At 31.9% G+C, this 26,238-nt stretch carries 26 protein-coding genes; 22 read left to right on the plus strand and 4 right to left on the minus strand.

Annotation, left to right across the window (positions count from 1 at the left end; all coding sequences use genetic code 11):
- The first annotated feature begins 110 nt into the window (after positions 1-110).
- From QMG30_RS11010 to QMG30_RS11070, 13 genes are all read left to right on the plus strand, one after another.
- Positions 111-635, plus strand: coding sequence for an FmdE family protein (locus QMG30_RS11010; protein ID WP_281815330.1), 525 nt, complete (start codon positions 111-113; stop codon positions 633-635).
- Complete coding sequence (locus tag QMG30_RS11015; protein ID WP_281815331.1) at positions 583-1,743, plus strand: FecCD family ABC transporter permease; 1,161 nt, start codon at positions 583-585, stop codon at positions 1,741-1,743. Before QMG30_RS11010 ends, QMG30_RS11015 begins: the two co-directional genes overlap by 53 nt.
- Positions 1,740-2,492 (plus strand): ABC transporter ATP-binding protein, encoded by a 753-nt coding sequence (locus tag QMG30_RS11020; RefSeq protein WP_281815332.1) that lies wholly within the window; start codon positions 1,740-1,742, stop codon positions 2,490-2,492. Before QMG30_RS11015 ends, QMG30_RS11020 begins: the two co-directional genes overlap by 4 nt.
- Before the next feature lie 95 nt (positions 2,493-2,587).
- Positions 2,588-3,694: an iron ABC transporter substrate-binding protein gene (locus QMG30_RS11025; protein ID WP_281815333.1), complete on the plus strand. Its 1,107-nt coding sequence runs from the start codon at positions 2,588-2,590 to the stop codon at positions 3,692-3,694.
- A gap of 92 nt (positions 3,695-3,786) precedes the next feature.
- On the plus strand, positions 3,787-5,079 hold the full coding sequence (gene larC / locus QMG30_RS11030) for a nickel pincer cofactor biosynthesis protein LarC (RefSeq protein WP_281815335.1): 1,293 nt from the start codon (positions 3,787-3,789) through the stop codon (positions 5,077-5,079).
- A gap of 2 nt (positions 5,080-5,081) precedes the next feature.
- Positions 5,082-5,894 (plus strand): ATP-dependent sacrificial sulfur transferase LarE, encoded by an 813-nt coding sequence (gene larE, locus QMG30_RS11035; RefSeq protein WP_330680720.1) that lies wholly within the window; start codon positions 5,082-5,084, stop codon positions 5,892-5,894.
- Positions 5,878-6,633: a nickel pincer cofactor biosynthesis protein LarB gene (gene larB / locus QMG30_RS11040; RefSeq protein ID WP_434784555.1), complete on the plus strand. Its 756-nt coding sequence runs from the start codon at positions 5,878-5,880 to the stop codon at positions 6,631-6,633. The genes larE and larB overlap by 17 nt, the downstream gene beginning before the upstream one ends.
- 108 nt (positions 6,634-6,741) lie before the next feature.
- Complete coding sequence (locus QMG30_RS11045; protein ID WP_281815338.1) at positions 6,742-7,740, plus strand: C39 family peptidase; 999 nt, start codon at positions 6,742-6,744, stop codon at positions 7,738-7,740.
- A gap of 223 nt (positions 7,741-7,963) precedes the next feature.
- Complete coding sequence (locus QMG30_RS11050; protein WP_281815339.1) at positions 7,964-8,731, plus strand: ABC transporter ATP-binding protein; 768 nt, start codon at positions 7,964-7,966, stop codon at positions 8,729-8,731.
- On the plus strand, positions 8,718-10,511 hold the full coding sequence (locus QMG30_RS11055; protein ID WP_281815340.1) for an ABC transporter permease: 1,794 nt from the start codon (positions 8,718-8,720) through the stop codon (positions 10,509-10,511). The genes QMG30_RS11050 and QMG30_RS11055 overlap by 14 nt, the downstream gene beginning before the upstream one ends.
- Before the next feature lie 96 nt (positions 10,512-10,607).
- On the plus strand, positions 10,608-10,931 hold the full coding sequence (locus QMG30_RS11060) for a PadR family transcriptional regulator (protein ID WP_281815341.1): 324 nt from the start codon (positions 10,608-10,610) through the stop codon (positions 10,929-10,931).
- Positions 10,924-12,309, plus strand: coding sequence for a DUF2812 domain-containing protein (locus tag QMG30_RS11065; protein WP_281815343.1), 1,386 nt, complete (start codon positions 10,924-10,926; stop codon positions 12,307-12,309). The genes QMG30_RS11060 and QMG30_RS11065 overlap by 8 nt, the downstream gene beginning before the upstream one ends.
- Before the next feature lie 299 nt (positions 12,310-12,608).
- Positions 12,609-13,451: a MurR/RpiR family transcriptional regulator gene (locus QMG30_RS11070; protein WP_281815344.1), complete on the plus strand. Its 843-nt coding sequence runs from the start codon at positions 12,609-12,611 to the stop codon at positions 13,449-13,451.
- 162 nt (positions 13,452-13,613) lie between these two features.
- On the opposite strand, the gene QMG30_RS11075 is transcribed toward QMG30_RS11070, so the two are convergent.
- From QMG30_RS11075 to QMG30_RS11090, 4 genes are read right to left on the minus strand one after another with little or no spacing between them, the layout of a single operon-like run.
- Positions 13,614-14,639 carry a sensor histidine kinase gene (locus QMG30_RS11075; protein WP_281815345.1) on the minus strand — a complete coding sequence of 342 codons (1,026 nt, stop codon included), beginning with the start codon at positions 14,637-14,639 and terminating at the stop codon, positions 13,614-13,616.
- Positions 14,636-15,310, minus strand: a complete 675-nt coding sequence (locus tag QMG30_RS11080; RefSeq protein WP_281815347.1) for a response regulator transcription factor — start codon at positions 15,308-15,310, stop codon at positions 14,636-14,638. Before QMG30_RS11080 ends, QMG30_RS11075 begins: the two co-directional genes overlap by 4 nt.
- A gap of 6 nt (positions 15,311-15,316) precedes the next feature.
- Complete coding sequence (locus QMG30_RS11085) at positions 15,317-17,353, minus strand: FtsX-like permease family protein (RefSeq protein WP_281815349.1); 2,037 nt, start codon at positions 17,351-17,353, stop codon at positions 15,317-15,319.
- Positions 17,343-18,122 carry an ABC transporter ATP-binding protein gene (locus tag QMG30_RS11090; protein ID WP_281815352.1) on the minus strand — a complete coding sequence of 260 codons (780 nt, stop codon included), beginning with the start codon at positions 18,120-18,122 and terminating at the stop codon, positions 17,343-17,345. Before QMG30_RS11090 ends, QMG30_RS11085 begins: the two co-directional genes overlap by 11 nt.
- 481 nt (positions 18,123-18,603) lie before the next feature.
- Here QMG30_RS11090 and murQ point away from each other — a divergent pair, with 481 nt between their 5' ends.
- From murQ to QMG30_RS11135, 9 genes are read left to right on the plus strand one after another with little or no spacing between them, the layout of a single operon-like run.
- Positions 18,604-19,527: an N-acetylmuramic acid 6-phosphate etherase gene (murQ, locus tag QMG30_RS11095; protein WP_281815353.1), complete on the plus strand. Its 924-nt coding sequence runs from the start codon at positions 18,604-18,606 to the stop codon at positions 19,525-19,527.
- A 19-nt stretch (positions 19,528-19,546) separates the two neighbouring features.
- Positions 19,547-20,521 carry an ABC transporter permease gene (locus tag QMG30_RS11100; RefSeq protein WP_281815355.1) on the plus strand — a complete coding sequence of 325 codons (975 nt, stop codon included), beginning with the start codon at positions 19,547-19,549 and terminating at the stop codon, positions 20,519-20,521.
- A gap of 3 nt (positions 20,522-20,524) precedes the next feature.
- Positions 20,525-21,415, plus strand: coding sequence for an ABC transporter permease (locus QMG30_RS11105; protein WP_281815357.1), 891 nt, complete (start codon positions 20,525-20,527; stop codon positions 21,413-21,415).
- 11 nt (positions 21,416-21,426) lie between these two features.
- Positions 21,427-22,434: an ABC transporter ATP-binding protein gene (locus tag QMG30_RS11110; protein WP_281815359.1), complete on the plus strand. Its 1,008-nt coding sequence runs from the start codon at positions 21,427-21,429 to the stop codon at positions 22,432-22,434.
- Positions 22,425-23,444: an ABC transporter ATP-binding protein gene (locus QMG30_RS11115; RefSeq protein WP_281815361.1), complete on the plus strand. Its 1,020-nt coding sequence runs from the start codon at positions 22,425-22,427 to the stop codon at positions 23,442-23,444. The genes QMG30_RS11110 and QMG30_RS11115 overlap by 10 nt, the downstream gene beginning before the upstream one ends.
- Positions 23,381-23,647, plus strand: a complete 267-nt coding sequence (locus QMG30_RS11120) for a hypothetical protein (RefSeq protein WP_281815363.1) — start codon at positions 23,381-23,383, stop codon at positions 23,645-23,647. Before QMG30_RS11115 ends, QMG30_RS11120 begins: the two co-directional genes overlap by 64 nt.
- Positions 23,648-23,659: 12 nt before the next feature.
- The gene (locus tag QMG30_RS11125; protein ID WP_281815379.1) at positions 23,660-24,565 is read left to right on the plus strand and encodes a BadF/BadG/BcrA/BcrD ATPase family protein; all 906 of its coding nucleotides are present in this window, start codon (positions 23,660-23,662) and stop codon (positions 24,563-24,565) included.
- Positions 24,552-25,544: a GNAT family N-acetyltransferase gene (locus tag QMG30_RS11130; RefSeq protein ID WP_281815381.1), complete on the plus strand. Its 993-nt coding sequence runs from the start codon at positions 24,552-24,554 to the stop codon at positions 25,542-25,544. The genes QMG30_RS11125 and QMG30_RS11130 overlap by 14 nt, the downstream gene beginning before the upstream one ends.
- Positions 25,537-26,238, plus strand: a complete 702-nt coding sequence (locus QMG30_RS11135; protein ID WP_281815382.1) for a PIG-L deacetylase family protein — start codon at positions 25,537-25,539, stop codon at positions 26,236-26,238. Before QMG30_RS11130 ends, QMG30_RS11135 begins: the two co-directional genes overlap by 8 nt.

Below are 26,238 nucleotides of genomic sequence, written 5' to 3' on the forward strand. Positions count from 1 at the left end.
TACGAACAGCCCATGAAGGGTACTATTTAATTAGTACTTTTCATGGGCTTTTTTATGTTCTTGAAGCTATCAAAGCTATATTAATATTAGAATCTATAGGAGGAAATATCATGAACAGAGAATTATGGGATAAATGTATAGAATTCCATGGACACGAATGTCCTGGTCTTGCTATCGGATATCGTGCAGTACTAATAGCTATGGAAAAAATCAATCTGACTTTTTCTAAAGATGAAGAATTAGTATGTGTTACAGAAAACGATGCTTGTGGAGTAGATGCCGTTCAAGTGATTACAGGATGTACAATGGGAAAAGGTAATCTGATATACAGAGATACTGGGAAAATGGCATTTTCATTTTTTAATCGCTCAAATGGAGAAAGTATAAGACTGATAATGAATGAAATTGAGACTGAAATGACTAGAGAAGAGAAGAAAATACATATATTAGAAGCACCAGCAAAGGAAATATTCAAGATAAAAAAACCTAACTATGAAATACCTTCCCATGCAAGAATATTTAATACCATCATATGTGATGAATGTGGTGAAGGAGCTAAAGAGACTAATATAAGAATTAGCAATGGGAAAAAACTATGTCTGGATTGTTATCAAGAATATACTAGAGGCTGGTAATTATAATTGTATGAAAGATGTGATAAAAATTAAATATAATGCAGATGTAAAACAAACTGGAATAGAGGCTTATAAAAGATATACTGGAAAGAAATTTATTGTAGCAATTTGTTCTATGATTATAATGTTTCTATTATCAATTATCGCTATTAATGCTGGTTCCACAAATATTGAATTCAGTGAAATAATCAAATCCATTATAGGGAATGGGACAGAAGTTTCCAATGTCGTTGTAATGCGTATACGTCTACCAAGAATTATTGCTGCTATTATTGCAGGGGCAGGATTATCCGTATCAGGTTGTGTGATGCAGAATAATCTCTGTAACCCCTTAGCTTCACCATCAACATTGGGAATATCTAATGCGGCAGCTTTTGGAGCAAACTTGGCTATAATTATATTTGGTGCAGGTAGTTTCAGGAGTTCGGGTTCAGATGCTGTTATTATAGATAATCCTTACATGGTTACTTTAACTGCTTTTACCCTATCAATGTTAGCGTCTATTGTGATTTTATTACTAGCCAGATTAAGAAATTTTTCATCACAATCCATTATATTAGCGGGTGTAGCATTAGGTTCTCTTTTTACTGCTGGAACTACTTTGATTCAATATTTTGCTGATGATGTTCAAGTTGCAGCAGCTGTTTTCTGGACATTCGGTGATCTAGGCAGAGTATCATGGAATGAAGTATTGATACTTGCTATTGTCATATGCATAGCATTAATATATTTTATGCTGAAAAGATGGGATTATAATGCTATGGATAGTGGGGAAGAATCAGCAAAAAGTCTAGGTGTAAACATAGAAAGAGTACGTTTTGGTGGATTGCTGGTTTCTTCTTTGATAACGGCTGTATCAGTTTCGTTCCTTGGAATTATAGGATTCATTGGCTTGATATCACCACAAATAGTAAGACGTATCATTGGTTCGGATCACCGTTTTTTGATACCGATATCAGCTATAACTGGTTCAGTTATACTACTTTTCGCAGACACAATAGCAAGAACGATAATTGCGCCAATCATATTACCAGTAGGGGCAATAACTTCATTCTTAGGTGCTCCATTATTTCTATATATATTATTAAGGGGGCAGAAGAATAAATGATTTTATCAGTACAAGGATTAGAATTCAGTTATCCCAGTCATGAAGTTTTAAAAGATATTTCTTTCTCTATAGATACAGGTGAATGTATTGCGATATTAGGTACTAATGGAACGGGAAAATCCACTCTACTAAAATGTATTAACAGGATTCTGAGACCACAAAAAGGATCAGTATTGGTTGATAAAACAGATGTTCAGAAATTAAACCAAGTGGATCTAGCGAAAAGAATAGGATATGTTTCTCAGACTAATCAATCTTTTAGAACAACCGTATTCGATACTGTTCTTATTGGTAGGAAACCATATATAAAATGGGATGTTAAAGAAGAGGACTTACGTATTGTCGATAAGGCAATAGAGATGCTTGGATTACAAAAATATTCTTTAAGATATATTGATGAGTTAAGCGGTGGTGAATTGCAAAAAGTAATTATAGCTAGAGCGTTGGCACAAGAACCCAAGATACTCATGTTTGATGAACCCACAAGCAGTCTTGATCTAAAAAATCAGCTAGAAGTTATTAACATAATCAAGAATGTAGTAAAAAACAGGAAAATTTCTGCTCTAGTTACAATACATGACCTAAACTTAGCTCTAAGACTTGCAGATAAATATATATTACTGAAAAAGGGGAAAATCTTTGCAGCAGGAGGAATAGAAATCATGACTTCTGAAAATATAGAATCTGTGTATTCAGTTCCAGTGGAAATTGAAAAAATGAACAGTAGGATGGTTGTAGTACCGATTTAATTGACAAATAATTTTTTTACCATCAGTTCATTGCATGAATGAAATATTTAATAGGATAATCAAATTAAAAATATTAGCTAAGGAGACCTATGATTATGAACAAGAGAAATAAGCTATTGATAATTATATTTATTATAACGACGGTTGTACTTATTGGCTGTACTTCCAATTCTCAAGTTAAGGAAGACGTAAACTCTAATAGTATGACATTGACAGATATGTTAGGAAGGACTGTATCAATAGATGGCAATGCTAAGAAAGTAGTTGCTATTGGACCAGGAGCACTAAGATTATATTGTTACATAGATAGTGCGGATAAAGTAGTAGGAATAGAGCAGCTTGAAAAAGACCATCCTACTGGAAGACCGTATGCACTTGCTAACGAATCATTAAAGGAACTAGATGTAATAGGACCTGGAGGACCAAATAATTCTCCGGATGCTGAAAAAATATTATCAGTGAAACCGGATGTAATATTTTCCATGTATGCATATGATAAATCTGCAGTGGATGAACTCCAATCAAAGACTGGTATACCAGTAGTCGCATTAAGTTATGGAGAAGTATCGACTTTTGATCCTGCTGTATATGAATCACTAGAAATGATCGGAAAAATAATGGGTAGAGAAGATAGGGCAACAGAAGTTATTGATTTTATGAAAAACTGCAAAGAAGATTTGAATGTAAGAACAAAAGATATTGTAGAAGATAAAAAATCAAGTACATACATAGGTGCGTTATCTTATAAAGGTAGTCATGGTATAGAGAGTACTTATGGCAATTATTCATTGTTTCAAGCGATTAATGCTAACAATGTAGTTGATGAAGTAGAGAAAACAGGATCTATTATGATAGATAAAGAAAAACTTATTGAATGGAATCCTGATAAAATCTTTATTGACTATGGTGGACTTAATCTTGTTAAAGATGATTATAACAAAAACCCTGATTTCTATGATACTCTAACAGCGTTTAAAACAGGTGAGTTGTATTCACAATTACCTTATAATTTTTATCATACCAATATAGGAACTGCCATGGCTGATGCATATTATCTTGGAAAAGTTCTATACCCTGATAGTTTCAGCGATATAGAACCTGAGAAAAAAGCGGATGAGATTTACAAGTTCTTACTTGGGAAGGAAGTTTATAAAAAAATGGCAGAAGACTTTGGCGAATTTAATAAGATCACAATAGATTAATGGATCATAATAACTGTTTGATTGCATAAAAATTGTATTGAAGAATTAAGTCAAGTAAATGACAAGATTAAAAATAAAGGAGTGACCTTAAGATGAAAATTTTGTATTATGATTGTTTTGCTGGAATAAGTGGAGATATGAACTTAGGAGCTTTAATAGATCTAGGGGTAGGAAAAGATTATTTGATAAATGAACTGAATAAGCTTACTATTTCACAAGAATTCGAAATTGAAATGGGAACAAGTCAGAAGATGGGTATTACAGGAACAAAAGTAGATGTGATTCTACAGAACAAAAATCATATTCATGAACATAGTCATAACCATAATATTAATCATCATATGCAAGGACATTCTCACGAACACGGACATTCACATGAACATGAGCAAGAGTTTATCCATGACCATACTGAAATACATGAACACGAGCATAGGAATCTAAATAGCATATATAAAATCATTGATGACAGTACTTTAAATGAGAACATAAAAAAATTGAGTAAAGATATGTTTTTGGTTGTAGCAAAAGCTGAAGCAAAGGTACATGGAAAACCTATAGATGAAGTTCATTTTCACGAAGTAGGAGCTGTTGATTCTATAGTTGATATAATAGGAGCGGCAATATGTATAGACAAACTGAAAGTAGATAAGATCTACGCTTCCACAGTAGAATTAGGAGGCGGATTCGTAAAATGTGCTCATGGAATTATACCAGTACCGGCACCTGCGACTACAGAAATTCTTACTGATATACCTGTAAGTAAGGGAAAAGTTAATTCTGAAACAACGACTCCCACAGGAGCGGCAATTTTAAAAACTATGGTTGGAAAATTTACAGATAAGATGGATTTTAAAATAATAAAAACAGGGTATGGACTTGGAACCAAAGATTTTGAAATACCAAATGTATTAAGGGTTTTTTTAGGTGAAGTTAGTAATGAAGTTAATGATATACAGACAATGATAGAAGTTAATATTGATGATATGAATTCTGAGCTATTTGGTCATATTGAAGATAAACTATTTGAAAGTGGTGCACTAGATGTATATAAGACACCGATTATCATGAAAAAAGGCAGACCTGCAATTAAATTGAGTGTATTAACTAATACGGCTAGTTTACATGAAATAGAAAAAATACTATTAGTTGAGACGACTACTTTAGGTCTTAGAGAGTACCAAGTTAATAAAGTCATGCTTAATAGAGAATTTACTACCATTTCAACCAAATATGGAAAAATACCTATGAAAATAGGATTTTTAGATGGAGAAGTAATAAAGATGAAACCAGAATATGAGGTTTGTAAAAAATTAGCAGATTCAAATGGAGTACCTATAAGATACATTTATGATGAAGTATCGAAAATTAATTTGAATGGAGAATGATTATGGACAAATATAATACTCTAATAGATTACTTGAAAAAATTAGAAAAAGTCATAATAGCTTTTTCTGGTGGGGTGGATAGTACTTTTTTATTATATGCAACAAAAGAGGCATTAGGGGATAATGTAAAAGCTGTAACGATAAATTCACCTTATATAGCGAATTGGGAAATAGAAGAAGCAAAAGAATTCACACAAGAATTAGAAATAAAACATGATTTTATAGAAGTGGATATAGTAGAAGCTATAAAATATAATCCAATAAACAGATGTTATCTATGTAAAAAACACATATTCCAGATGATAAAAGGAAAGGCTGAGAATGAGGGTTATAAATATGTAATTGATGGAACTAATTTTGATGATACAAAAGATTACAGACCAGGTATGAAAGCATTGAAAGAGTTAGAAATCGTTAGTCCACTATTAGAATGTGAGATTACCAAAAGTGATATAAGAGGAATGGCAAAAACCAAGCAACTTGATGTATGGAACAAACCATCTTATGCCTGCTTATTAACAAGAATTCCACATGATAAGAACATTGAAGTTGAGACTCTTAACAAGATAGAAAAGGCTGAAAAATATCTGATGGATAGAGGTATGAGAGCTTGTAGAGTAAGAGTACATGAAAATCTAGCAAGAATTGAGCTAGATAAAGATGGTATAGATAAAATAGTTGCTCAAGAGATAAGAGAAGATATCACCAATTATTTCAAAAAAATAGGATTTGACTATATAACACTAGATCTACAAGGTTATAAAATGGGTAATTTCAGTATTAATGATTTGAAGGTGAGTGATTCTATTGAATAGAGAAGATATATTTAAAATACTAGATGAATTAAAAAACGATAAAGTATCTGTAGAAGATGCGTACCAAGAAATAAAAGATTTACCATTTAAGGACTTGGGTTTCGCTAAAATAGATAATCATAGAGAAATAAGAGTAGGCTATCCTGAAGTGATATATTGTGAAAATAAAACCATACCCCAAATAAGAGAAATAATAAAATTCATGTTAACTAAAAACAACAATATCCTGGCTACAAGAGCTACTAAAGAAATGTTTGATAAAGTAAAAGACCTAGATAATAAACTAAAATATAATGAATTAGGAAGAACGATTACCTTAGAGGTAAATGAAATAAAAAAAACAGATTCCTATATAGCTATAGTATCTGCTGGTACCTCAGATTTAGCAGTAGTTGAAGAAGCCAAAGAAACAGCATCGATATTGGGTAATAAAGTAAAAGTAATCACTGATGTTGGAGTTGCAGGTATTCATAGATTATATGCTAGATTAGATATTATTAGAGAAGCAAAAGTTGTTATAGTCATCGCAGGTATGGAAGGAGCCCTTGCAAGTGTAGTAGGTGGATTGGTAGATAAACCCATTATTGCTGTTCCCACTAGTGTAGGATATGGTGCTAATTTTAATGGACTATCAGCATTATTATCAATGTTGAATAGTTGCGCTTCTGGGGTTTCAGTTGTAAATATAGACAACGGTTTTGGTGCTGCCTATAATGCTAGTATGATTAATCAATTATAAATAAATCAACTTAATAAAATCTTAAGAAATAATTAAGTGAAAAATACACTTTCCTAATTTGAATTTTTGTTATATTATAGAAAAGACGAAGAAAGGAAAGAAACAAATATGGATAACTCTCAAGATAAATACAGACAAGTAAGATATGAAAGAAGAAGGAAAAAGAAAATATATAGATTAGCAATGGTATGTACACTATTTTTAATATGTTGTGGACTTATTGCTTTTATCACATATAAAATATTTAATCCAAGTTTAATAAAGGGTAATGATTTACGTGATGAAGTAGTATTCATTAATGAAAAAGATAATGTATCGAAAGATTCGAATACCATTCCAGAAGAAACAAATACAATTTCAGAGAATATTGATACTACAGATACAATAAGTGTGGACGATTATTCTATGGATATTCCTAATAGAGATGAACTTATAGATTTAACGAATGATTATCCAGACTTAAAGGAAATTTTGAAGAATTCCAATAACTATCCTGACGATCTTTTGGAACTGATATTAAGAAATCCTGAAACTATTGATTTCGTAAAAAACTTTCCTACTAAATATCCAACAACAGGAAAAGAAGAATACATAGATATTACTGACGATTACAAAGATGGCAAAATACCACATTTCTTACAGTGGGATCAGCGTTGGGGTTATTATAATTATGGAAATTCACCTATAGCACTTTCAGGATGTGGACCAACTGCTTTATCAATGGTTATTGTAGGTCTTACAGGTAATACGGATAAAAATCCGAAAGTTGTGTCCGATTTTAGTTATGAGAAAGGTTATTATGTAGATGGTGCAGGTACAAGTTGGACACTTATGTCAGAGGGAGCTGAGGCTTTAGGATTAAAATCAAAAGTGTTACCTCTAGACGAAAATATTATCAAATCGAATCTTAGAGATGGGAAACCAATAATTGTCAGCGTAAGAAAAGGAGATTTTACTACCACAGGACATTTCATTATATTAACTGGGGTAACAGATGAAGGTAAAATAACAGTCAATGATCCTAATAGCATTTCAAGAAGTAATAAAGAATGGGATATTGATGTGTTGATGGGTCAGATTAATAATTTGTGGGCATTCAGTGTGTGAATCATTGGGGACGGACCTTTTTGATTCAGATTGATGTTAGATAAAAGATGTTTTGGCAGTTGAAGAAAATAAAAATCGTGATAACCCTTTAGATAAGGGTTATCACGATTTTTTAGTTGATATTGACAAAATAAATCAAGTGTAATATACTACATTACATAAGTAATGTAGTAATAATGTAATGATGTTTTAAATTCAATAGTAAAAAAAGGAGAATATACTTATGAAAATATTAAAAGTGGCAGATTTAACTAAAATTTATGGGAGTTTGGAATCCAATAAATTTCAAGCCCTATCAAAAATCGATTTTTCAATAGATGAGGGAGATTTTGTTGCAATTATGGGTGCTTCAGGAAGTGGCAAATCCACATTGATGAATATTATCGCAGGTTATGATAAGCCAACTGAAGGTAGTGTAATTATAGACAATACTAAAATAGAGTCGTTAGGGGAAAAAGAGATAGCTAATTTCAGAAGGATTAATTTAGGTTTTATATTTCAGAATTATCAATTAATGAATAGCCTTAATGTAAAAGAAAATATAGCATTACCATTAATACTTGACAAAAAGCCTGTCGGCTTTATTGAAGAAAAAGTAACAGATATCATGAAATATTTGAAAATAGATTCTTTGTGGGATAAATATCCTCATGAGATATCTGGGGGTCAGCAACAAAGAGCTGCTATTGGAAGATCAATAATAAATAGTCCTAAGGTGTTATTAGCTGATGAACCCACAGGAAATCTAGATTCATATACAACGGATAATATAATAGAGCTATTTTCCAAATTGAATAAAGAAAAAAATACATCAATTATAATGGTAACACATGATGCTTTAACAACAAAATATTGCAATAAAGTGATTTTTTTACATGATGGTGAAATACATAATACTATAAGTAAAAAAGATAGTGATAATGATGAATTTATAAAAAAGGTAGTGGGATATGAGAATATCTTAGGGGGTGTCAAGATTGACAAAAAATAATATCATTATAAAAAACCTAAAATATAATCTGAAAAATCATATATCCCTAATTCTAAGTTATATAATTATTGCTTTCATCATTTATCAACTAGGAATTGTATTATGTAATGCAGATTATGATATAACCGGTATAAAACCAATGGTGGCTGTTTTATATTGTGTATTGCTACTCTTTTCATTTGTATTCATTAACTATGTGATAGTAGCATATAACAAATCAAGGTCGAAAGAATTCGGTATATATTTATCGTTAGGATTAGAAAAAAATGATATATATAAATTTATTTTTATTGAAAATACTGTATTGATGATAGTTGCGTCGTTTATAGGAATTTCCATATCAATGATTATAACAGAAATATTGAATAGGATATTAGTGGATATTGAATACTTCAATAAGATATCTTTGCATTTCAATGTGACAAATCTATTTATAACAATAATTGTGTTATTATTGTTGTATGTATTTACAAATGTCAGATCCATAAGTAAAATCAGAAAAAGTAATATTACATATATAATTAAAGATGAAGACATAGGAAACAAATCAAAGGGTAAATTTGGTTCACTAATAATAGGATGTATATTATTTAGCTGTATATATATCATAGGAATTTTAGATTCTATTGATGTAATTGATTTTTCAATGATTATGCTGGTAAAATTCTTTTTGTATTTTATATCAGTATATTTAATAATATCGAATTTGAGCTATTTCTTTAACTATAAAGCAAAAAAGAATCTGAAATACTATTATAATAATATCCTACATCTTATGGATATCAATTACATGTTCGGTCAGTATAAGAAAGTTCTATATTTGACGTCAATAACAGTATTTATGGGTTTATTAATCAGTAGTAGCATGGCAGGAAGCTTTTATTCCAATATAAAAATTTCCGAGAGAATGAATCCTAATGAATTGCAAATAATTCAAAGTACAGATGAGGAATTCGATTATAAAAATTTAGGATTAGATATAAAACCTAAATGTGAGTTTGAAGGGTTAGTATATGATGGTTATTTTTTTGTGGATAATAATACTATAGATGATAGTATAAGATTAGATACCCATTTGAATGAGGAAGAGATAATCATATATGGTGATTCAGTAAAAAGTATAGGTGATAAAAAGGTAATCTCATTAGAAAACGGGGATAACATGAATTTACTGGTAAAAGATATTAACAGTGATGTAATCTTAATTAATGGGTCTGACATAGTATATGGAGTATCCGAAAAAATTTTTTCACAACTAAAAAATACTTTGCAGGAATACTCAATAGTCACTTTTGAAAATGATACTGATTTAGAATCAAAAGAAAAAATCTTAAGAGGATATATAAGTAAAAATAAGTTGAATGTCAAAGTTAAATCGGCTAATGCAGGTAGTAAAAATGCTATAAAGGATCAAATTAGTTATTCATTTCTGATTTTTATATTAACTATAACTTTCTTCGTTGCGTCGGGAGCCATATTATATTTTAAAATATTCATAGATATTGATAGAGATAAAAAGAAATTCATGAAATTAAGGCTTCTGGGTGTTGAAAAAAAAGATATCATAAGAACAATAAAAAAAGAAATATCATTGATATTCAGCATAACATATATTTTTGGTGGACTTAGCGCTTACATTTGGATGATAATTCATTTTGCAAGTAGTAAATATTTATTAATAAGTATGTTAGGATTAACAATATTGTTCATTATATTTACTATAAGCATGAGAGTATTTTATAGAGTAACGACTAGGAGATTAATCAAAATCAATGGATAAATCACTAGTGACGGACCTTTTTGATTCAATGATTCTTGATTTATATCGAGTATTGATATATAATATATCTATACTCGATATATGGAGGTATTGAAAATGGCAAGAAAACAACTCCAAAATTTAACAGAACCCATGTATTATGTACTACTTAATTTAATAAAGCCAAGACATGGATATGGGATAATGAAAAACATAAAAGAGATGACAAAAGGTAGAGTGAAGGTTGGAGCAGGAACTTTGTATTCACTTTTATCTAGGTTCGAAAAAGAAGATATCGTTGTTAAAGTATCCACAGAAGATAATAAAAAGATATATGAACTTACTGATAAAGGAAGAGATATATTAAGACAAGAACATATTAGGTTGAAACAATTGGTAGCAGATGGTGATTTGATGTTGGGAGATGATAGAAATGAGTAAAGACACTAAGAAAGTTGTTAGGGTTACATCTATAACAGAATATAAAACTCTGGAAAAATATCTTGAAAAAAAAGCAGCTATGGGATTGATGCTTAGTGAGATTAAGAAGAATATACTAATATTTAAGAAAGTGACTCCTAGAAACTTGACATTCAATGTCAGCCTTTTTTATCCTTCAACCCCATTTGATTATCCAGATTATGAAGAAGAAAAATACTATAGAGAGCTATGTGAAGATAGTGGATGGAAATATTGTGCAAGTAATGAAATATATCAGATATTTTATAAAGAAGAAAATATAGATGTTGTTCCAATACATACTGATAGTAGAGAAGAATATAGAATAATCAAGAACATATTTTTGAAAACAGAATTCATAGCTATGCTTTGTATAGTTTTGATGTTAGCTATGTCATTTAACCAAGCAATGGGATTTGATTATAGTGATTTATTTAGTAACAGGACTTTGTTTGTCATTATATCTCCGATATTTTTATTAGTCATAGGCTTGTTGTTGTATGTTCCATCAATAATATGGTTCATAAGAAATAAGATTAATATAAGTAGAGGTAATGAATTGGATTTTATTTCATATAGAGGTAGATTAGTATTAACTACAATCTCATGGAGCATGATTGCAGTATATTTGATGTGTGCAATATTTGGGATTACAGATGGCTATAAAAATATTAAGGGAATAATAGCTCTTATTCCTGCTATAATTTCATTCATAGTTGGAAGGTATTGTTATAGGAGAATTAAAACAAAGAAAAATACGCGTAAACATAATATTATATTTGTTTTAACCGTTGTCATAATAACTACCATTATCATTACTGCTAGTTTTACAATGAGCATTATGTTTACTATTGGAAGTTTTAATGGCAATGATTTTATTCCAGAAAAAATTGCAGTATTAGAATTATCGGATTTTGGCATCAGTGATGTTCCACAAAGATTACGTAGCCACCAAAAATCAAGTATATTGGTTCCAGAATACCTAGAGTATTATGAAAGCCTTGGAAGAAAAACGGAAGAGAATGAAATCACATCTATAAGAACTACATATATTAAATGTAGAAATAAGAGCATAGCAGATTATGTTTTTGATGGATATGTGGAAAAACAGAAAAAAAGGTTAGAAAAGAGAATATCAGAATATAGAGAATACGGTGATATAGAAAAAGCGAAGGCAGAAGAAAAAAGTATAAGTAAAGTATATAATGATTCATGGGAAGCAGATAGAGGTTACTATTTATCAGATAATAATTCAGAAATAATATTTCAAAATGATAATATCATATATATCTTAGAAAGCGATATTGATTTTTCTAAAGCTAAGATAGTAAATATATGCGAACAAAAACTGAATCAATAGGGACGTACCTTTTTGATTCATAATAGAATATGATTATTGTTAAGTATATGATTAAAAAAATTTTGAATGAATCAAAAAGGTCCGTCCCCTATGATCCTTAGAAATGAAATTTCTAAATAAGCTATAAATTAATGAAAATATATTGCAAAACTATGCAAACCAATATATAATAAATTTATCCATAAAAATACTACATAATGGTGAAGAAATTATTTACAAATTAACAATATATAATATAATTTAATATATGAGACATTAAATCATCATGATGCAAAAAACTTATTAGAAAGAGTGATATTATGGGTTGTTTATCAATAATAAAGCAGTTATCTGGAGAATTTACTGCTTCTGAAAAGAAAATATCTAACTACATACTTAAAAATACTAGTAAGGTATTGGGACTAAATGCAAATGAACTTGCAAAAGCAAGTAAGGTATCGCCAGCATCTGTTGTGAGATTTACCAGAAAATTAGGATATGATAGTTATAGTGAAATGATGATTCAACTTGCTAGAGATGTTGAATCACAAAATAGTGAATCCCTAGATTGTCTCTTGCATTCAGATGATAGTTTTGAAGAAATGAGTAAAAAAGTTATGATTAATATATCTTCTACATTAAATGAGACTTATAATCTACTGAAACCAAAACAATTAGAAGCCGCAATTGATGTTCTGAGAAAAGCTGAAATTATATATTTATTTGGTATTGGTGCATCTGGCATTGTTGCTGAAGACATGCTTCAAAAACTAGTGAGGATAAATAAAAAATGTATATATTATACAGATTATAATTTAGGAGTAGCCAGTGCAGTTCATATAACCGATAAGGATGCAGTAATTGCATTTTCATATGGGGGAAGAACACGAGAAGTAAATATTGCAGTAGAAACAGCTAAGAAAAAAGGTGCAAAATGTATAGCTGTAACTAAATGCGGTAAATCACCTTTAGCTTCTATTGCTGATATGTGTTTGCTTTTGCCTAATACCGAAAATGAAATACGTATAGGAGCTGTACAATCTAGATACGCTCAATTATTTATTGTTGATTTATTATTCGTTGGTGTAGTAAAAAATAATTTTGATAAAAATGAGGAATATCTACAGAAAACAAGAGAAGTGATATCTCAATTAAAACTATAAATAATAAGTATAAGCGATGTTGTACTCAATGATATGCTCCCCTTATGATAGACATTCACAAATAATAAAAATGTCTTCTATAAGAGGAGTATTTAACTTTTTTAAATACTCTCTTTATTTAGAAGAGCAGTTAATCCACAAGTAAATAATATCAAAGTTAATTTACACAACCTCAGGAAAAATTAATTCGATTTCAAATCCTTTACAGTCCGTGGATACTGACCTGATATTTACCTCAATGGATAATGCGTCACCATATTTCTTAACAAAATATAGACCCATCCCCGTTGCATTCTGTCGGTCAGGATGATTTCCTGTAAAACCCTTGTCTAACAGAAAGGGCATATCTTCAGGAGGAACACCTCTACCGTTATCTCGTATAGCAAGATGTATTCTTGAATTATCTTGAGTATCTCTCCAACTGGTGATATTGATAACTGCTTTTTCAGATGGAGTGTATTTAAATGCATTACTAAGAATCTGTGAAATCATAAATATAAGGACTTTTTTATCGTTTACAATTTGCAATGGTATAAGGTTTAATTGTAGATTAACGTCTTTTTCATCAATTATTCCACGGAAATCTTCAAGACACTCATTCACACAATCAGTTAAAATTATCTTTTTGAATCTATAGTCAACGTGATCAGCATGGAGACGTGCATAATATAATATCTTTTCAATATCGCTGTTAATAACATATCGCACATGCTCCATCCTTTTGTAAACATAAGGAGACATATCATCTTTGTGATTGTCCAGAACCAATGTAGCAAGAGACAATGGAGTTTTGATTTCGTGAGTCCACGCTTCGATAAATTCCTGATAGTTCTGTAATTCTAATTGCTTATCTTTTATAATCTCAACTTGCTCTCTCATCTGTGTTGATGCACATTGAATGATAGGGTGCCAGAAATTATCAAACGTTGCCAATAAAATTTGTTTTGATTCTTCATCAGGACTGGTAAAAAAAGATTGCAATGCTTCCATCTGCTTTTTCTGTTTTTTATGGTTTATCCAATATCCTACAATAATAATAATAATGGTAAAAAGAACAATCATTACAATGATGCTTCCAAAAGCCTCAGGAGCTATCAACCACATTACAAATGCAAAAAAAAGGTTTGATATAAGCAACAATAAGAGCCATAATGTTCCTGATTTCAAATTCACTCTATGTTGCTTCATGTCTTACTCACCTCCAAGCGATATCCCTGACCTCGTACATTTCGTATAATATTTCTAAGGCCTATAATGTCTAAATTTTTTCTTAAGCGGGTAATATTAACCTGGAGGATATTTTCGTCAACATATTGTTTACCGCCCCAAAGTGCAAAAAACAATTCCTGCTTATTAACAATTGATGGATACTGCTCAAGCAATACTTGCAAGATTTTGCCTTCTGTTTCAGACAAAACTACATGAGTGTTTCCGCAAATCACCTTATAGGTATCCGTATCTAATGTAAGTCCTTCAACCTGTATTAAGCTTTGAATTTTCCCATATGTCTGAAGCAGTCTTTCTACACGGGCAATCAATCGATCAGGATGGCACGGTTTTGTAAGAAAATCATCTGCTCCAAGTTTTAATGCGTATAATTCATCTGGTAGGGTATCCCGTGCAGTTAAAATGAGTATTGGGAAAGTCGCTCTAGCTTTTAACCACTTGCACAACTCAAATCCAGATTTGCCAGGAAGATTAATGTCTATCATTGCCAAATCGGGTTTGCTATCTAGAATTTCCTGCTCAGGTGTAGCGAAAGAATCAATACTCGATACCGAATACCCCTTTTTCAAGAAGGTATTAACAAGTTCTTCTCGCAAATAAATGTCATCTTCAATTACTATGATTTTGCTCAAATAGCATTACCTCCTATCTGTTACCTTCAATTCCAGTATTTCACGCTTGCTAGCGTGTTCCACTATGGTAATATAAATAAATTCAATCACAACGAACAGGATAAAACCGATACCTGAGAGTAAAATCACTCCACTTGCCGATACTCCTGCCGGTAGCTTCATGAAACTTGTAAACATGGACCATACCGCAAAGACAGAACTGCAAACTGCCATACCAAGTACTAAAAAGAAGTATAATCGAATTTGTTTTCTTGCTGAGTCACAAAGCTCCTTTTTGTTAACTCCAAACATCAGCAATGTGAGATAACGATGCTTATTTGTACGTTGCTGAATAAGGTATTTCAATCCAATGACAGTGTTTGCAATTATCATGAATAAAATACCAAGATATATTGTAAGGTAGCTTGCAGCCACTGTATAGAAAAGATTTCTGCCCACTCCTTCTATATAACTTTCATATTCCAATCCCGTTCCTGCAAGATTCTTTTCCATCAATAGAAGTGACTGCATCAAGCCTTGTTTTTTTACTAAATCCGGACTTAACAATAAGTTCCAGCAAAATGGTTCATTGTTGTCAGTAACCCAATTCTGGTAGTTTTCATCCGAAACGATTAATGCACTGTATAGCGTAATTTTGCGGTCAGCAACGACATTATCATAATAAATGTCGTTCAACAGTTCGTAACGTTGATTGTCAATCTCTATATAAGCACCGGACTTCAACGCACCATTTAAAATATCTATAAAATCGCGGCTATCTTTCATGGAAGTATATAATGCTACTTGATTCTTTTCAAGTCTGATTGGCTCCTTTCCAATTGACTCAAGAAGATTGTTATAACTTGTTGCTGATATTATATAATCTATTCTGTTAGAAATATTTTCTATTATATTGTTTCTAAGCTCTGTTTTGGGTTGGCTGATGAGTGCTGTATTCAACCCTGCCATGGAACACTCATGAGTATTTATGTCCATATGACTAAGAAACATTGGATAATATGTTGAAATCAATTTTCTGTTTGCTTCGGCATTTAGAGCTTCACTAACCTCTTGTTCAGTACCCTCAATGGAAAAATCCGTCGTTCTGACATCTGCAGATCCTCGACCAGAAGCAATACCTATTCCGAATGACACACAAGCTAATGCCATCAATAAAAGTAACGAAGAAATTGCCAACGCTTTGTACTGATGTAGAACGTTTTCTTGTATCTGTCTGCCAGTAAAAGTGAATAAACCGGATTGTGAAGAGCTTTTTTGATGGATTCTACGTCCAATGAATACACCAATACCATGATAGAACAGAAAAGTTCCTGTTCCACCGAGAACAAGAATCAAAGCCACAATGCCTAAATCAAGCCCTCTCAGCATTATAACTCCTACCACATAAGCCAGAATTAAAAATATCAACCCAAGTACGAAACATAACCAGCCTGTCTTTTGTGGAATGGATACTTGCTTGTCTGCTGAATCCATTTGAAGTAACTGCATTGGCTCTTTGCGACTGAATTCAACACACAGAAAAAACATAGCTATCAGTTGAACAATGACAAAGCCAATAACTGTTCCAAGTACCGCAGAGATTGAAAACGAGATTCTGTGCCCGATTATTCCCAGTCCCACCACTTTAGCCGTTGCAAGGCTGATTCCCTCCGTAAGGAGTAAAGCAATCGGCAAGCCAATCAAAACAGATATAATGCTGTTCCAAAGCGTTTCACTCATAAGCATGGCAAAAAGCTTGTTTCGTTTCATACCCATCATCATATATAATCCGAATTCCTTCTTACGATTATCTAACTGATAACGGTATGCAAAATAAACCAAAAAGAAAACAAAGAAAAGTGAAATAATGTAGATGACTGGAATCATCAACATTAGTCTGCTGACAGCGTCGCTTTCCATTGTTTTCAAAAAAAGCATAACATCTTGGTCACCCAAAGATAACAGTGTATAAAATGCGACAATTGCTATTACAAGGGAACCGAAAAACAGTCCATTGTTCTTCCTGTTTTTTGAGGCATTACGCTGAACGTATTTAAAGAACATTTGCACTCCCTCCTCCCATCTGAGCTATAACAGTTATAATGCGCTCGTAAAAGTTGTCAGTGTTTTCTGTTTCAATGTTCTTTCTGAGCTCATGGAATAGGCAACCATCTTGGATGAAAAGAATACGCGAACAATAGCTTGCGACATTCGCATCATGAGTGACCATTACAATTGTTTTCTGATGTTCCTTATTAATTTTGGAAAGCTTATCCATGAGAATCTTGGAATTTTTACTGTCAAGTGCGCCTGTGGGCTCATCTGCCAAAACGATACTCGGGTTTGAAATGAGAGACCTGGCTGCTGCCACACGCTGTTTCTGCCCTCCAGACATCTGCGATGGGAATTTGTCCAGAACACCCACAATATCCAAACGGTTGGCTAACTCATATAGTTTACTTTCAGCTTGCTTGCCTGTTATGCCATGAAGTGACAATGGAAGAATAATATTCTCTTTTGCTGTCAAGTTGTCCAGAAGTTCAAATTCCTGAAATAAATAACCTATTTCTTTACCACGGTAATCAGCCAACTGTCCTCCTTTGAAAGACGAGATGTTTCTATGTTTAAGCATTATCTTTCCTGAAGTTGGTTTTATCATTGTGGCTATACAATTAAGTAGCGTAGTTTTTCCCGAACCGCTAGCACCCATAATTCCAAGGAATTCACCTTCAAGTACATCAAAGCTGATTCCTCTAAGTGCTTCTGTCTTATTATCATCCTTCCCGTAGACTTTTGTAATACTTTCAACTTGTAAAACTCTATTTGAATTCATTTTATTGCCTCCTGATATTCTTTGCGCTAATTATAGCAAATGACACAGAAGAATAATACTTACAGTTAGTGTAAGAATGTGTTGATGTTATGCTATTATGTACAAAAAATAACCTACAAAAAATAACCTTGATTTATTTAAGATAATTCTATCTTTGTCGTTTCTAAGAAATTATTATTGATAGTATTTTGATTTTACCATAGAGCAACAATTGCTTCAATCACCTAATTATGAACAACGTTACATATTTTCCCACTAAACTTATATTCTTATCAATTTTTAATTGTTTATGAAATTTGATTTCATAAAGTATAAAAAACTATTGAAATTAAATTCATAATAGTGTATAATGACATTAGTAAAAATAAACAAAACAAAACCCCATATTCGATTTTTAAGTTGCAAAGAAGCATAAAAAAGTTCCTTTATTTATTGAATTTTATAACAATATAACAAATAATTAAGAAAGGGGGAGACAGAAATGGATGTAAAATTAGATAAAATGGTAACAGAAATGATAAACACTAATACTTACAATATTGACAAAGTTTCTACGTACGAAATGGTAAAAATTATTAATGCAGAAGATAAAATTGTTGCGTATGCAGTAGAAAAAGAGTTAAGTGCGATTGCGAAAGCGATTGACTTGATAACTGATAAATTCAAGAAAAATGGGCGTTTGATATATTGTGGTGCAGGAACTTCGGGAAGATTGGGAATTCTTGATGCAGTTGAATGTGTTCCGACATACGGTGTTAGCGATGAAATGGTTATGGGGATTATAGCTGGAGGGTATAACGCGATATTCAAAGCTCAAGAAGGTGCTGAAGATTCATTAGACCTTTGCGAGATAGATTTAAAGAAACGAAATTTCAATAAAGATGATGTCTTAGTAGGAATAACAGCAAGTGGAAGAACACCTTATGTAATTGGAGGAATTAATTATGCTAATAAATTAGGTGCAACAACGATAGGTGTAACATGCAATCCTGATTCAGAGATTACTAAATTAACTAAAATACCGATAGCTCCCGTTGTAGGTCCTGAAGTAGTGACAGGTTCAACGAGAATGAAAGCTGGTACAGCTCAAAAGTTAGTGCTTAACATGCTGTCCACAGGGGCGATGATAAAACTAGGTAAAGTCTATGGTAATTTAATGGTTGATTTAAAACCCTCTAATATTAAATTAATTGAAAGAGCCAAAAAAATAGTATCAGAAGCAACTGAAGTTAATTATGATGAGGCAACAGATTTATTGGATTTGACTAATTATAATGTGAAACTAGCAATATTCATAAAAAAAACAGGACTTGACGTAAAAGCAGCAAAAAAAATGTTAGAAGAATGTGATAGCCATATTAGTAATTCAATAGAAAGATTTAATTTAATTAAGAACAAAAGATAATGAGAAAGGGGCAGATGAATTGAAAAAAATATTAATATCACTTATAACAGTATTTATTTCTCTTATTGTTATGTTCCTTGTTATTCAGAATATGCCTGGTGATCCTGTTGATATGATGGCTCAGGATATTGTGAAAAACGAACATCTTGAATATGAGTTAGCTTATCAAAGAGCAAAAAGTATTCTCAATTATGATCCAGACGAACCATTGGTTAATAGATTCAGCAAATATGTAAAAGGAATAGTTACAGGAAATCTAGGAACCTCCATGTCTTATAAAAAAGATGTAATAGATATTGTTATGGGAGCACTTCCTTGGACATTACTAGTAGTAAGTATATCCTTATTACTTTCATTTATCATTGGTGTCCTGTTAGGTATATACATTGCTTGGAAACGGAAAAAAGGTTTGAATACCGCTTTAATCATTTATCAATCCATATTTGGAGCAATACCTAATTACGTAGTCGGATATTTATTGGTAATTGTTTTTGCAGTCACATTAGGGTGGCTACCATCAAGAGGACCTTATAGCTCTAATGTAACCCCAGGATTTAATGGTGCTTTTATAGGTGATATGTTAAAACATGCAATACTTCCTGTATTAGCCTATTTCACTACAACAGTAGCAGGATGGATTATATCTATGAAAGCCAATTCACTTAGTGTATTAGGCGAAGACTATATCACGTATGCACAAGTAAGAGGATTACCAAGAAGAAGAATATTGATTAAGTATCTAGGTAAAAACGCAATGTTACCTATGATAACAATTCTAGCTGTTAACTTTGGATTAATGTTTGGAGGTTCACCGTTAATTGAAAATCTCTTTTTATATCCTGGGGTAGGTTATTATCTCAATATAGCTATAGCAAGACGTGACTTCCCATTAATGCAGGGTATGTTTCTAATGATTATCATAATGGTTGTTTTATCAAGTTTCATAGCAGAATTACTATATAAAATATTGAATCCAAGATTAAGGGAGGGTTGATCTATGGCAAAAGAAATGAATTCAGTTAAATATAAACTTAATCGTGGGGATGGTATAAAAGGATTTTTTAGAGCTATTTGGAAAAATAAGATGTCCAGAATCGGATTGATAATCTTAATATTTTTCTTGCTCATGGCTATATTTGGACCAATGATATTACAAGATCCCAAATCAGATTATGCACATAGATTACAACCTGCTTCATGGAAACATCCATTAGGTCTTGACTATGCAGGAAAAGATATACTGGTGCAACTTGTATTGGGTTCACGTGATGTATTATTAGTAGCTTTTTATGCTGCATTTTTTGCAATAGCATTTGCTTGTATAGTTGGAATAGTTTCGGGTTTATTTGGGGGCAAAGTTGATGCAATATTAATGCTTGTATCTAATGTAGTTCTTACTATACCTAGCTTTCCAGTAACAATGATTTTATCAATGGTACTTAAGGTTGATAATCAACTTACTTTTGGATTAGTTCTAAGTTTGTGGTCATGGGCTGGACTAGCAAAAGCTATAAGAGCTCAGGTGCTAGGTATTAAACATAAGGAATTTATAGAAGCCAGTAGAATATTGGGAATTAGTAAATTCAGAATTATAACTAATGACATCATACCTAATATAATTTCATATATTGCAGTTAACTTCATTGCAATCATGAAAGGGGCAATATTAGCAAGTGTCGGACTGATGTATCTAGGTCTAGTACCTTTTAAGGGAAATCATTGGGGTATGATGATACAGTTGTCAATGTCGTCAACAGGTGCACTTATAGGTTCTAGTTCAATTGTATACTTCTTAGCTCCTGTAGTTAATCTAATATTATTCCAATTAGGTAGCTATTTATTTGCAACAGGTTTAGATGAAGCACTTAATCCAAGACTTAGAACTTAGGAGGGTGAAAGATGGAACCAATTCTAAAAATAAGGAATCTATCAATTGATTATAAAGTAAATAATGGTACTTTACGAGCTTGTGATAATGTTTCTTTGGATATATATAAGGGTGATATTGTAGGAATCATCGGAGAAAGCGGTAGTGGAAAATCCACATTAGCATCTGGTATCTTAAAAACAATCAAAAGTCCGGGAGAAATATCAGAGGGACAGATTATCTACTGTGATAAAGAGGATAAAGAAATAGATCTATTGAAATTAACAGAAGAAGAATATGCCAAATATAGATGGAGCAATATTACTACAGTATTCCAAGCGGCTCAAAATGTATTAAATCCAACGCTGAAGATAAAGGAACATTTTCTTGAAACAGCTTGGGCTCACAATAATAAATTAACTAAACATGAAATATTGGATAAGACAAAAGAATTACTTAAGAATGTAAGATTAGAAGAAAGAGTACTCGATAGTTATCCTCACCAGTTAAGTGGAGGAATGAAACAAAGAACAATTATTGCCTTAAGTTTGCTATTGAGTCCTGATATTTTAATACTGGACGAGCCTACTACAGCTCTTGATGTAATAACACAATGGTACATAATGGATATACTAAGGAAAGTACATGAAGAAATGGGTATTACGATGATATTTCTAACTCATGATGTATCTGTAATAGGCTCAATAGTAGATAGATTAGGAGTTATGTATGCAGGAGAGCTTGTTGAATATGGAATGGTTGAAGATATTTTTAAGAAGCCTACTCATCCATACACATACGGATTAATGCATGCTATTCCTTCTTTACATGATGATGTTTCTAAGAGGAAAGCAATTCCTGGATATCCACCTAATCTCTTGGAATTACCTGATAGTTGTAGATTTGCTCCTAGATGTTATTTGTATAAAGATGGGATTTGCGATGGTGATAGTAAAAAAACAGATAAATTATATACCTCAGGTCCTGATCAGTTGACTAGATGCTATATGTGGGAGAAGGTGAATAAAATATGTCGTTGATAGAAATACAGAATGCAAGCATTGAATTTAATACAGGCAAAAAAAAGAAAAATAAGATTGGTGCTGTGGTCGATTTAGATATGAGTATAGATGAAGGAGAGATAATAGCTGTTGTCGGTGAAAGCGGATGCGGAAAAACAACTCTTGGAAAAATGATAGCAGGTATTCACAAACCTACTAAAGGTAGGATCCTATATAATGAGAAGGATATATTTAAATTGAAAGGAAAACAATTCAAAGACTATAGACTTAGTGTTCAGATGGTTCATCAAGATTCATATGCCGCACTAAATCCAAATAAAACTATATATCAATCACTTTCATTACCATTATTTCAGCATAAAATAGCTAGAAATCACAATCAGGCAATAGAGATATTAACTGAATTTTTTGATGAAGTCGGTCTTAATCCTGCAAGCCAGTTTTTAGAAAAATATCCTCACCAGTTAAGTGGTGGACAACGTCAGAGAATATTACTTGCAAGAGCGTTATCAGTAAAACCAAAACTGATTGTAGCAGATGAACCAGTATCTATGGTAGATGTATCGTTAAGAATATCACTTCTTGACCTCATGTCGAGAATGAATAAAAAATATAAAATATCTTTTGTTTATATAACTCATGATTTAGGAACTGCAAGATATATCGCTTCTCATGGAAGAATTATGGTTATGTATCTTGGGAGATTAATAGAGACTAATAAGATACATGAAGCGATAAAATCTCCAAAACATCCTTATTTCCATGCGTTAATAGCAGCAGTTCCAGAGGCAGATCCATCAACTAGAAGTGAATATGTTAACAAACTTCCTCTTCGCTCATTAGATATGCCTGATTTGTTGAATCTTCCAACTGGATGTAAATTTCATCCAAGATGTCCTTATTACACAGAAAAATGTGTAGAGATAGAACCTAAACTAATGGAATACGATGGAGGTTTGGTAGCATGCCATTACGTACAGGAAATAAACGAAAAAAGGCAAATACAAAAAGGAGCAATAAGCAGTTAAGTATAAAAGATGTAACCTTCTTTATTAAAGCAATAGGAATTATGTCTTGTACACTTCTATTGATTACTGTTGCAGCTTATATAATAGCGAGAAAAGATACAGTAACAAATGTAGCATATACAATTACTATAATAGTAAATGCAGTAGTAACTGTTAGTTCATTAATAGCAGTTAAGATATTAAAAAAAATAATAGATGATTAAGGTGATACCACAATGAATTACATAATAAGTGTTGATGCAGGAGGTACGAAAACCCATTCAGAAGCTTATACTTTAGAAGGAGAATTCTTGCAAGAAGCAAATAGTTCTTATGGTAGTGTGATAGTTAATAAAGATAAAGCACTAATCAATATAAAAACAGCAATAGATGAATGTATACAGACATTAGAGAATTCACAATGTGAAGGCATAGTCGTAGGTGCAGCAGGAGCGGAAACGGGTGATGCATTAAACTATATAAAAGATTATCTAAAGCAGTATTATAAAACAAAAATTATAATTACTAATGATGCAAAATTAGCTATGTATGGACGCCTGAAAGGCAAAAACGGAATATTACTCATATCAGGTACTGGTTCGATTGCTTATGGTAAGAAAGAGCATATAATAGAACGTTGTGGAGGATGGGGACATTTAATAGATGATAGAGGCAGCGGATATTATATTGCGATGGAAGCCATCAGAGGAATAGTTAATGAGAGAGACCAAAAACAAGGATTAAGTAATCTAAGCAAAAAGATTTTAGAACATTTGGATATACAAGAAATCAAATATCTTATTGATTATGTTTACAAATCAAGTAAAGGTGAAATAGCTTCTCTAGTACCGGTAATATTAAAAGAGGCTGAAAGAAATGATAAAAATGCTATTAAGATTTTTATTGATGCAGGGGAAAAATTATATGAATTGATAAAGACTTTGAATACATCTATGGCTCTTGATAGAGGAAATATAACCTTTAGTGGAAGTATTATGAAAATAGATTTTGTGAGAAGAACTGTTATTGATTTAATTAAAAAACAGATACCCGAACTAGTGCTGATAGAAAATGAATGTTCACCAGCAATGGGAGGTTACTACATATTTATGGAAAGGAGAAATGAACTTGGATATAGTTGAATTGTCAAGTGAAGACATTCTGAAAGTTAACAATATGTGGAATGAATATGCCAGAAATGGAGAATTTGTACATAAAGATCTAGAATTCAAAGATTTTAATAACCAATTCATTAGAGAATCAGAAGATGTTCGTAAAGTGAACTTTGTCGCTAAAGAACAAAATGAAATAATAGGTTTCTCTAATGGAAGTTATAAAGAAGAATCCATCCAAGGATATATAACTTTTGTTCTTATCAGAAAAGAATATAGATTTCAAGGAATAGGAAATAAGCTTCTGGAAGCAGTGGAAGACAAACTTCTCAAGATTGGAAAAGGGAGAATAACGCGATTTGATATATTGTTCTTCAATCCTATCAATCTTGAATGGTTTGTTCCAAGAACGAATGGACACGACCATCCTAATGCACCAGGTGTCGATGTCTCTCTAGGAGGATATATTTTCTTTAAGAATAATGGATATAGAGATGTTGCTTATGAGAATTCATATTATAGAGAACTTGAAAACTTTGAATTCTCAGATAAGATTCATAGGAAAATACTAGAATTAAAGCAAAAAGACATAACTATAACTTATTATGACAGAGACAAACATCATGGGTTGAATGAACTTTTTGATGATTTCAATAATGAACTTTGGCGAGAGACTATAATGAAAAATGTTAATGAACAAAATGGCGGTAAGCCTGTATTAATCGTTGAACACAAAGGAAAAGTATGCGGATTTACAGGACCATTATATGTACAGCCAAGTGGTAGAGGATATTTTGCTGGTATAGGAATACATTCGGATTATAGAAAACTTGGTGCAGGAAAAGTTTTATTTTCGTATTTGTGCAAAAGCCTAAAAGACCAAGGAGCATCATTTATGACACTCTTCACAGGTGAAAAAAATCCTGCAAGGAATATTTATGAATCAGCAGGTTTCAAAATCATAAAGACATGGGCTGATATGAGGAAGGAGATAAACCAAAATGGATGATAAAAAAACAATAATGGCAATAGGTGGACATATAGGTGACATGGAGTTGACAGCAGGTGGAGTTCTTGCATCGATGTCTTTAGAAGGACATAAAATCATTACAGTTGCCTTAACTGGTGGAGAAAAAGGGAATCCACCCAATATGTCTGTAGCGGATTACAGAAAACAGAAAATAGAAGAAGCCAATAAATTTGCAGAAATGTTAAATGGAGAAGCAATAGTATTCAAATACAGTGATGGAGAACTTCCTGTTAATGATGAAGTTAAGTTCAAGTTATGCGATGTCATAAGAAAATATAAACCCAATGTAATAATAACCCATTGGAAAAACAGCATTCATAAAGATCACGCTGCTACACATCAAATTGTAAAAGATGCTCAATTTTATGCTGGGCTACCTGGATTTGAGAGGGAGTATCCACCACATTATGCACAAGGTCCATATTATGCAGAAAACTGGGAAGATCCTTATGGTTTCAAACCTTATACATATGTAGAAGTAACAGAGGAAGGCTTCAAGCTATGGGAGAAAGCTATTTCACAACATTGGTTTACTGTTAATAGTACTTCATTTAAATACAAAGAATACTATTCACATCTAATGGCATTAAGAGGTTGTGAAGTACGAAAAGAGTATGCACAGGCATTCAACGTTGAAGAAATGTCCAAGAGAGTTTTTGTCAACGCATTTTAG

This window comes from Vallitalea longa (genome assembly GCF_027923465.1).
Taxonomy (GTDB): Bacteria; Bacillota; Clostridia; order Lachnospirales; family Vallitaleaceae; genus Vallitalea; species Vallitalea longa.

What these genes read in the sequence shown, in the direction of transcription:
- QMG30_RS11010 (WP_281815330.1), top strand. Translation starts at nt 111, where the DNA reads ATGAACAGAGAATTATGGGATAAATGTATAGAATTCCATGGACACGAA.
- QMG30_RS11015 (WP_281815331.1), top strand. Translation starts at nt 583, where the DNA reads ATGGGAAAAAACTATGTCTGGATTGTTATCAAGAATATACTAGAGGCT.
- QMG30_RS11020 (WP_281815332.1), top strand. Translation starts at nt 1,740, where the DNA reads ATGATTTTATCAGTACAAGGATTAGAATTCAGTTATCCCAGTCATGAA.
- QMG30_RS11025 (WP_281815333.1), top strand. Translation starts at nt 2,588, where the DNA reads ATGAACAAGAGAAATAAGCTATTGATAATTATATTTATTATAACGACG.
- larC (WP_281815335.1), top strand. Translation starts at nt 3,787, where the DNA reads ATGAAAATTTTGTATTATGATTGTTTTGCTGGAATAAGTGGAGATATG.
- larE (WP_330680720.1), top strand. Translation starts at nt 5,082, where the DNA reads ATGGACAAATATAATACTCTAATAGATTACTTGAAAAAATTAGAAAAA.
- QMG30_RS11045 (WP_281815338.1), top strand. Translation starts at nt 6,742, where the DNA reads ATGGATAACTCTCAAGATAAATACAGACAAGTAAGATATGAAAGAAGA.
- QMG30_RS11050 (WP_281815339.1), top strand. Translation starts at nt 7,964, where the DNA reads ATGAAAATATTAAAAGTGGCAGATTTAACTAAAATTTATGGGAGTTTG.
- QMG30_RS11060 (WP_281815341.1), top strand. Translation starts at nt 10,608, where the DNA reads ATGGCAAGAAAACAACTCCAAAATTTAACAGAACCCATGTATTATGTA.
- QMG30_RS11065 (WP_281815343.1), top strand. Translation starts at nt 10,924, where the DNA reads ATGAGTAAAGACACTAAGAAAGTTGTTAGGGTTACATCTATAACAGAA.
- QMG30_RS11070 (WP_281815344.1), top strand. Translation starts at nt 12,609, where the DNA reads ATGGGTTGTTTATCAATAATAAAGCAGTTATCTGGAGAATTTACTGCT.
- QMG30_RS11075 (WP_281815345.1), bottom strand. Translation starts at nt 14,639, where the DNA reads ATGAAGCAACATAGAGTGAATTTGAAATCAGGAACATTATGGCTCTTA.
- QMG30_RS11085 (WP_281815349.1), bottom strand. Translation starts at nt 17,353, where the DNA reads ATGTTCTTTAAATACGTTCAGCGTAATGCCTCAAAAAACAGGAAGAAC.
- QMG30_RS11090 (WP_281815352.1), bottom strand. Translation starts at nt 18,122, where the DNA reads ATGAATTCAAATAGAGTTTTACAAGTTGAAAGTATTACAAAAGTCTAC.
- murQ (WP_281815353.1), top strand. Translation starts at nt 18,604, where the DNA reads ATGGATGTAAAATTAGATAAAATGGTAACAGAAATGATAAACACTAAT.
- QMG30_RS11105 (WP_281815357.1), top strand. Translation starts at nt 20,525, where the DNA reads ATGGCAAAAGAAATGAATTCAGTTAAATATAAACTTAATCGTGGGGAT.
- QMG30_RS11110 (WP_281815359.1), top strand. Translation starts at nt 21,427, where the DNA reads ATGGAACCAATTCTAAAAATAAGGAATCTATCAATTGATTATAAAGTA.
- QMG30_RS11115 (WP_281815361.1), top strand. Translation starts at nt 22,425, where the DNA reads ATGTCGTTGATAGAAATACAGAATGCAAGCATTGAATTTAATACAGGC.
- QMG30_RS11120 (WP_281815363.1), top strand. Translation starts at nt 23,381, where the DNA reads ATGCCATTACGTACAGGAAATAAACGAAAAAAGGCAAATACAAAAAGG.
- QMG30_RS11125 (WP_281815379.1), top strand. Translation starts at nt 23,660, where the DNA reads ATGAATTACATAATAAGTGTTGATGCAGGAGGTACGAAAACCCATTCA.
- QMG30_RS11135 (WP_281815382.1), top strand. Translation starts at nt 25,537, where the DNA reads ATGGATGATAAAAAAACAATAATGGCAATAGGTGGACATATAGGTGAC.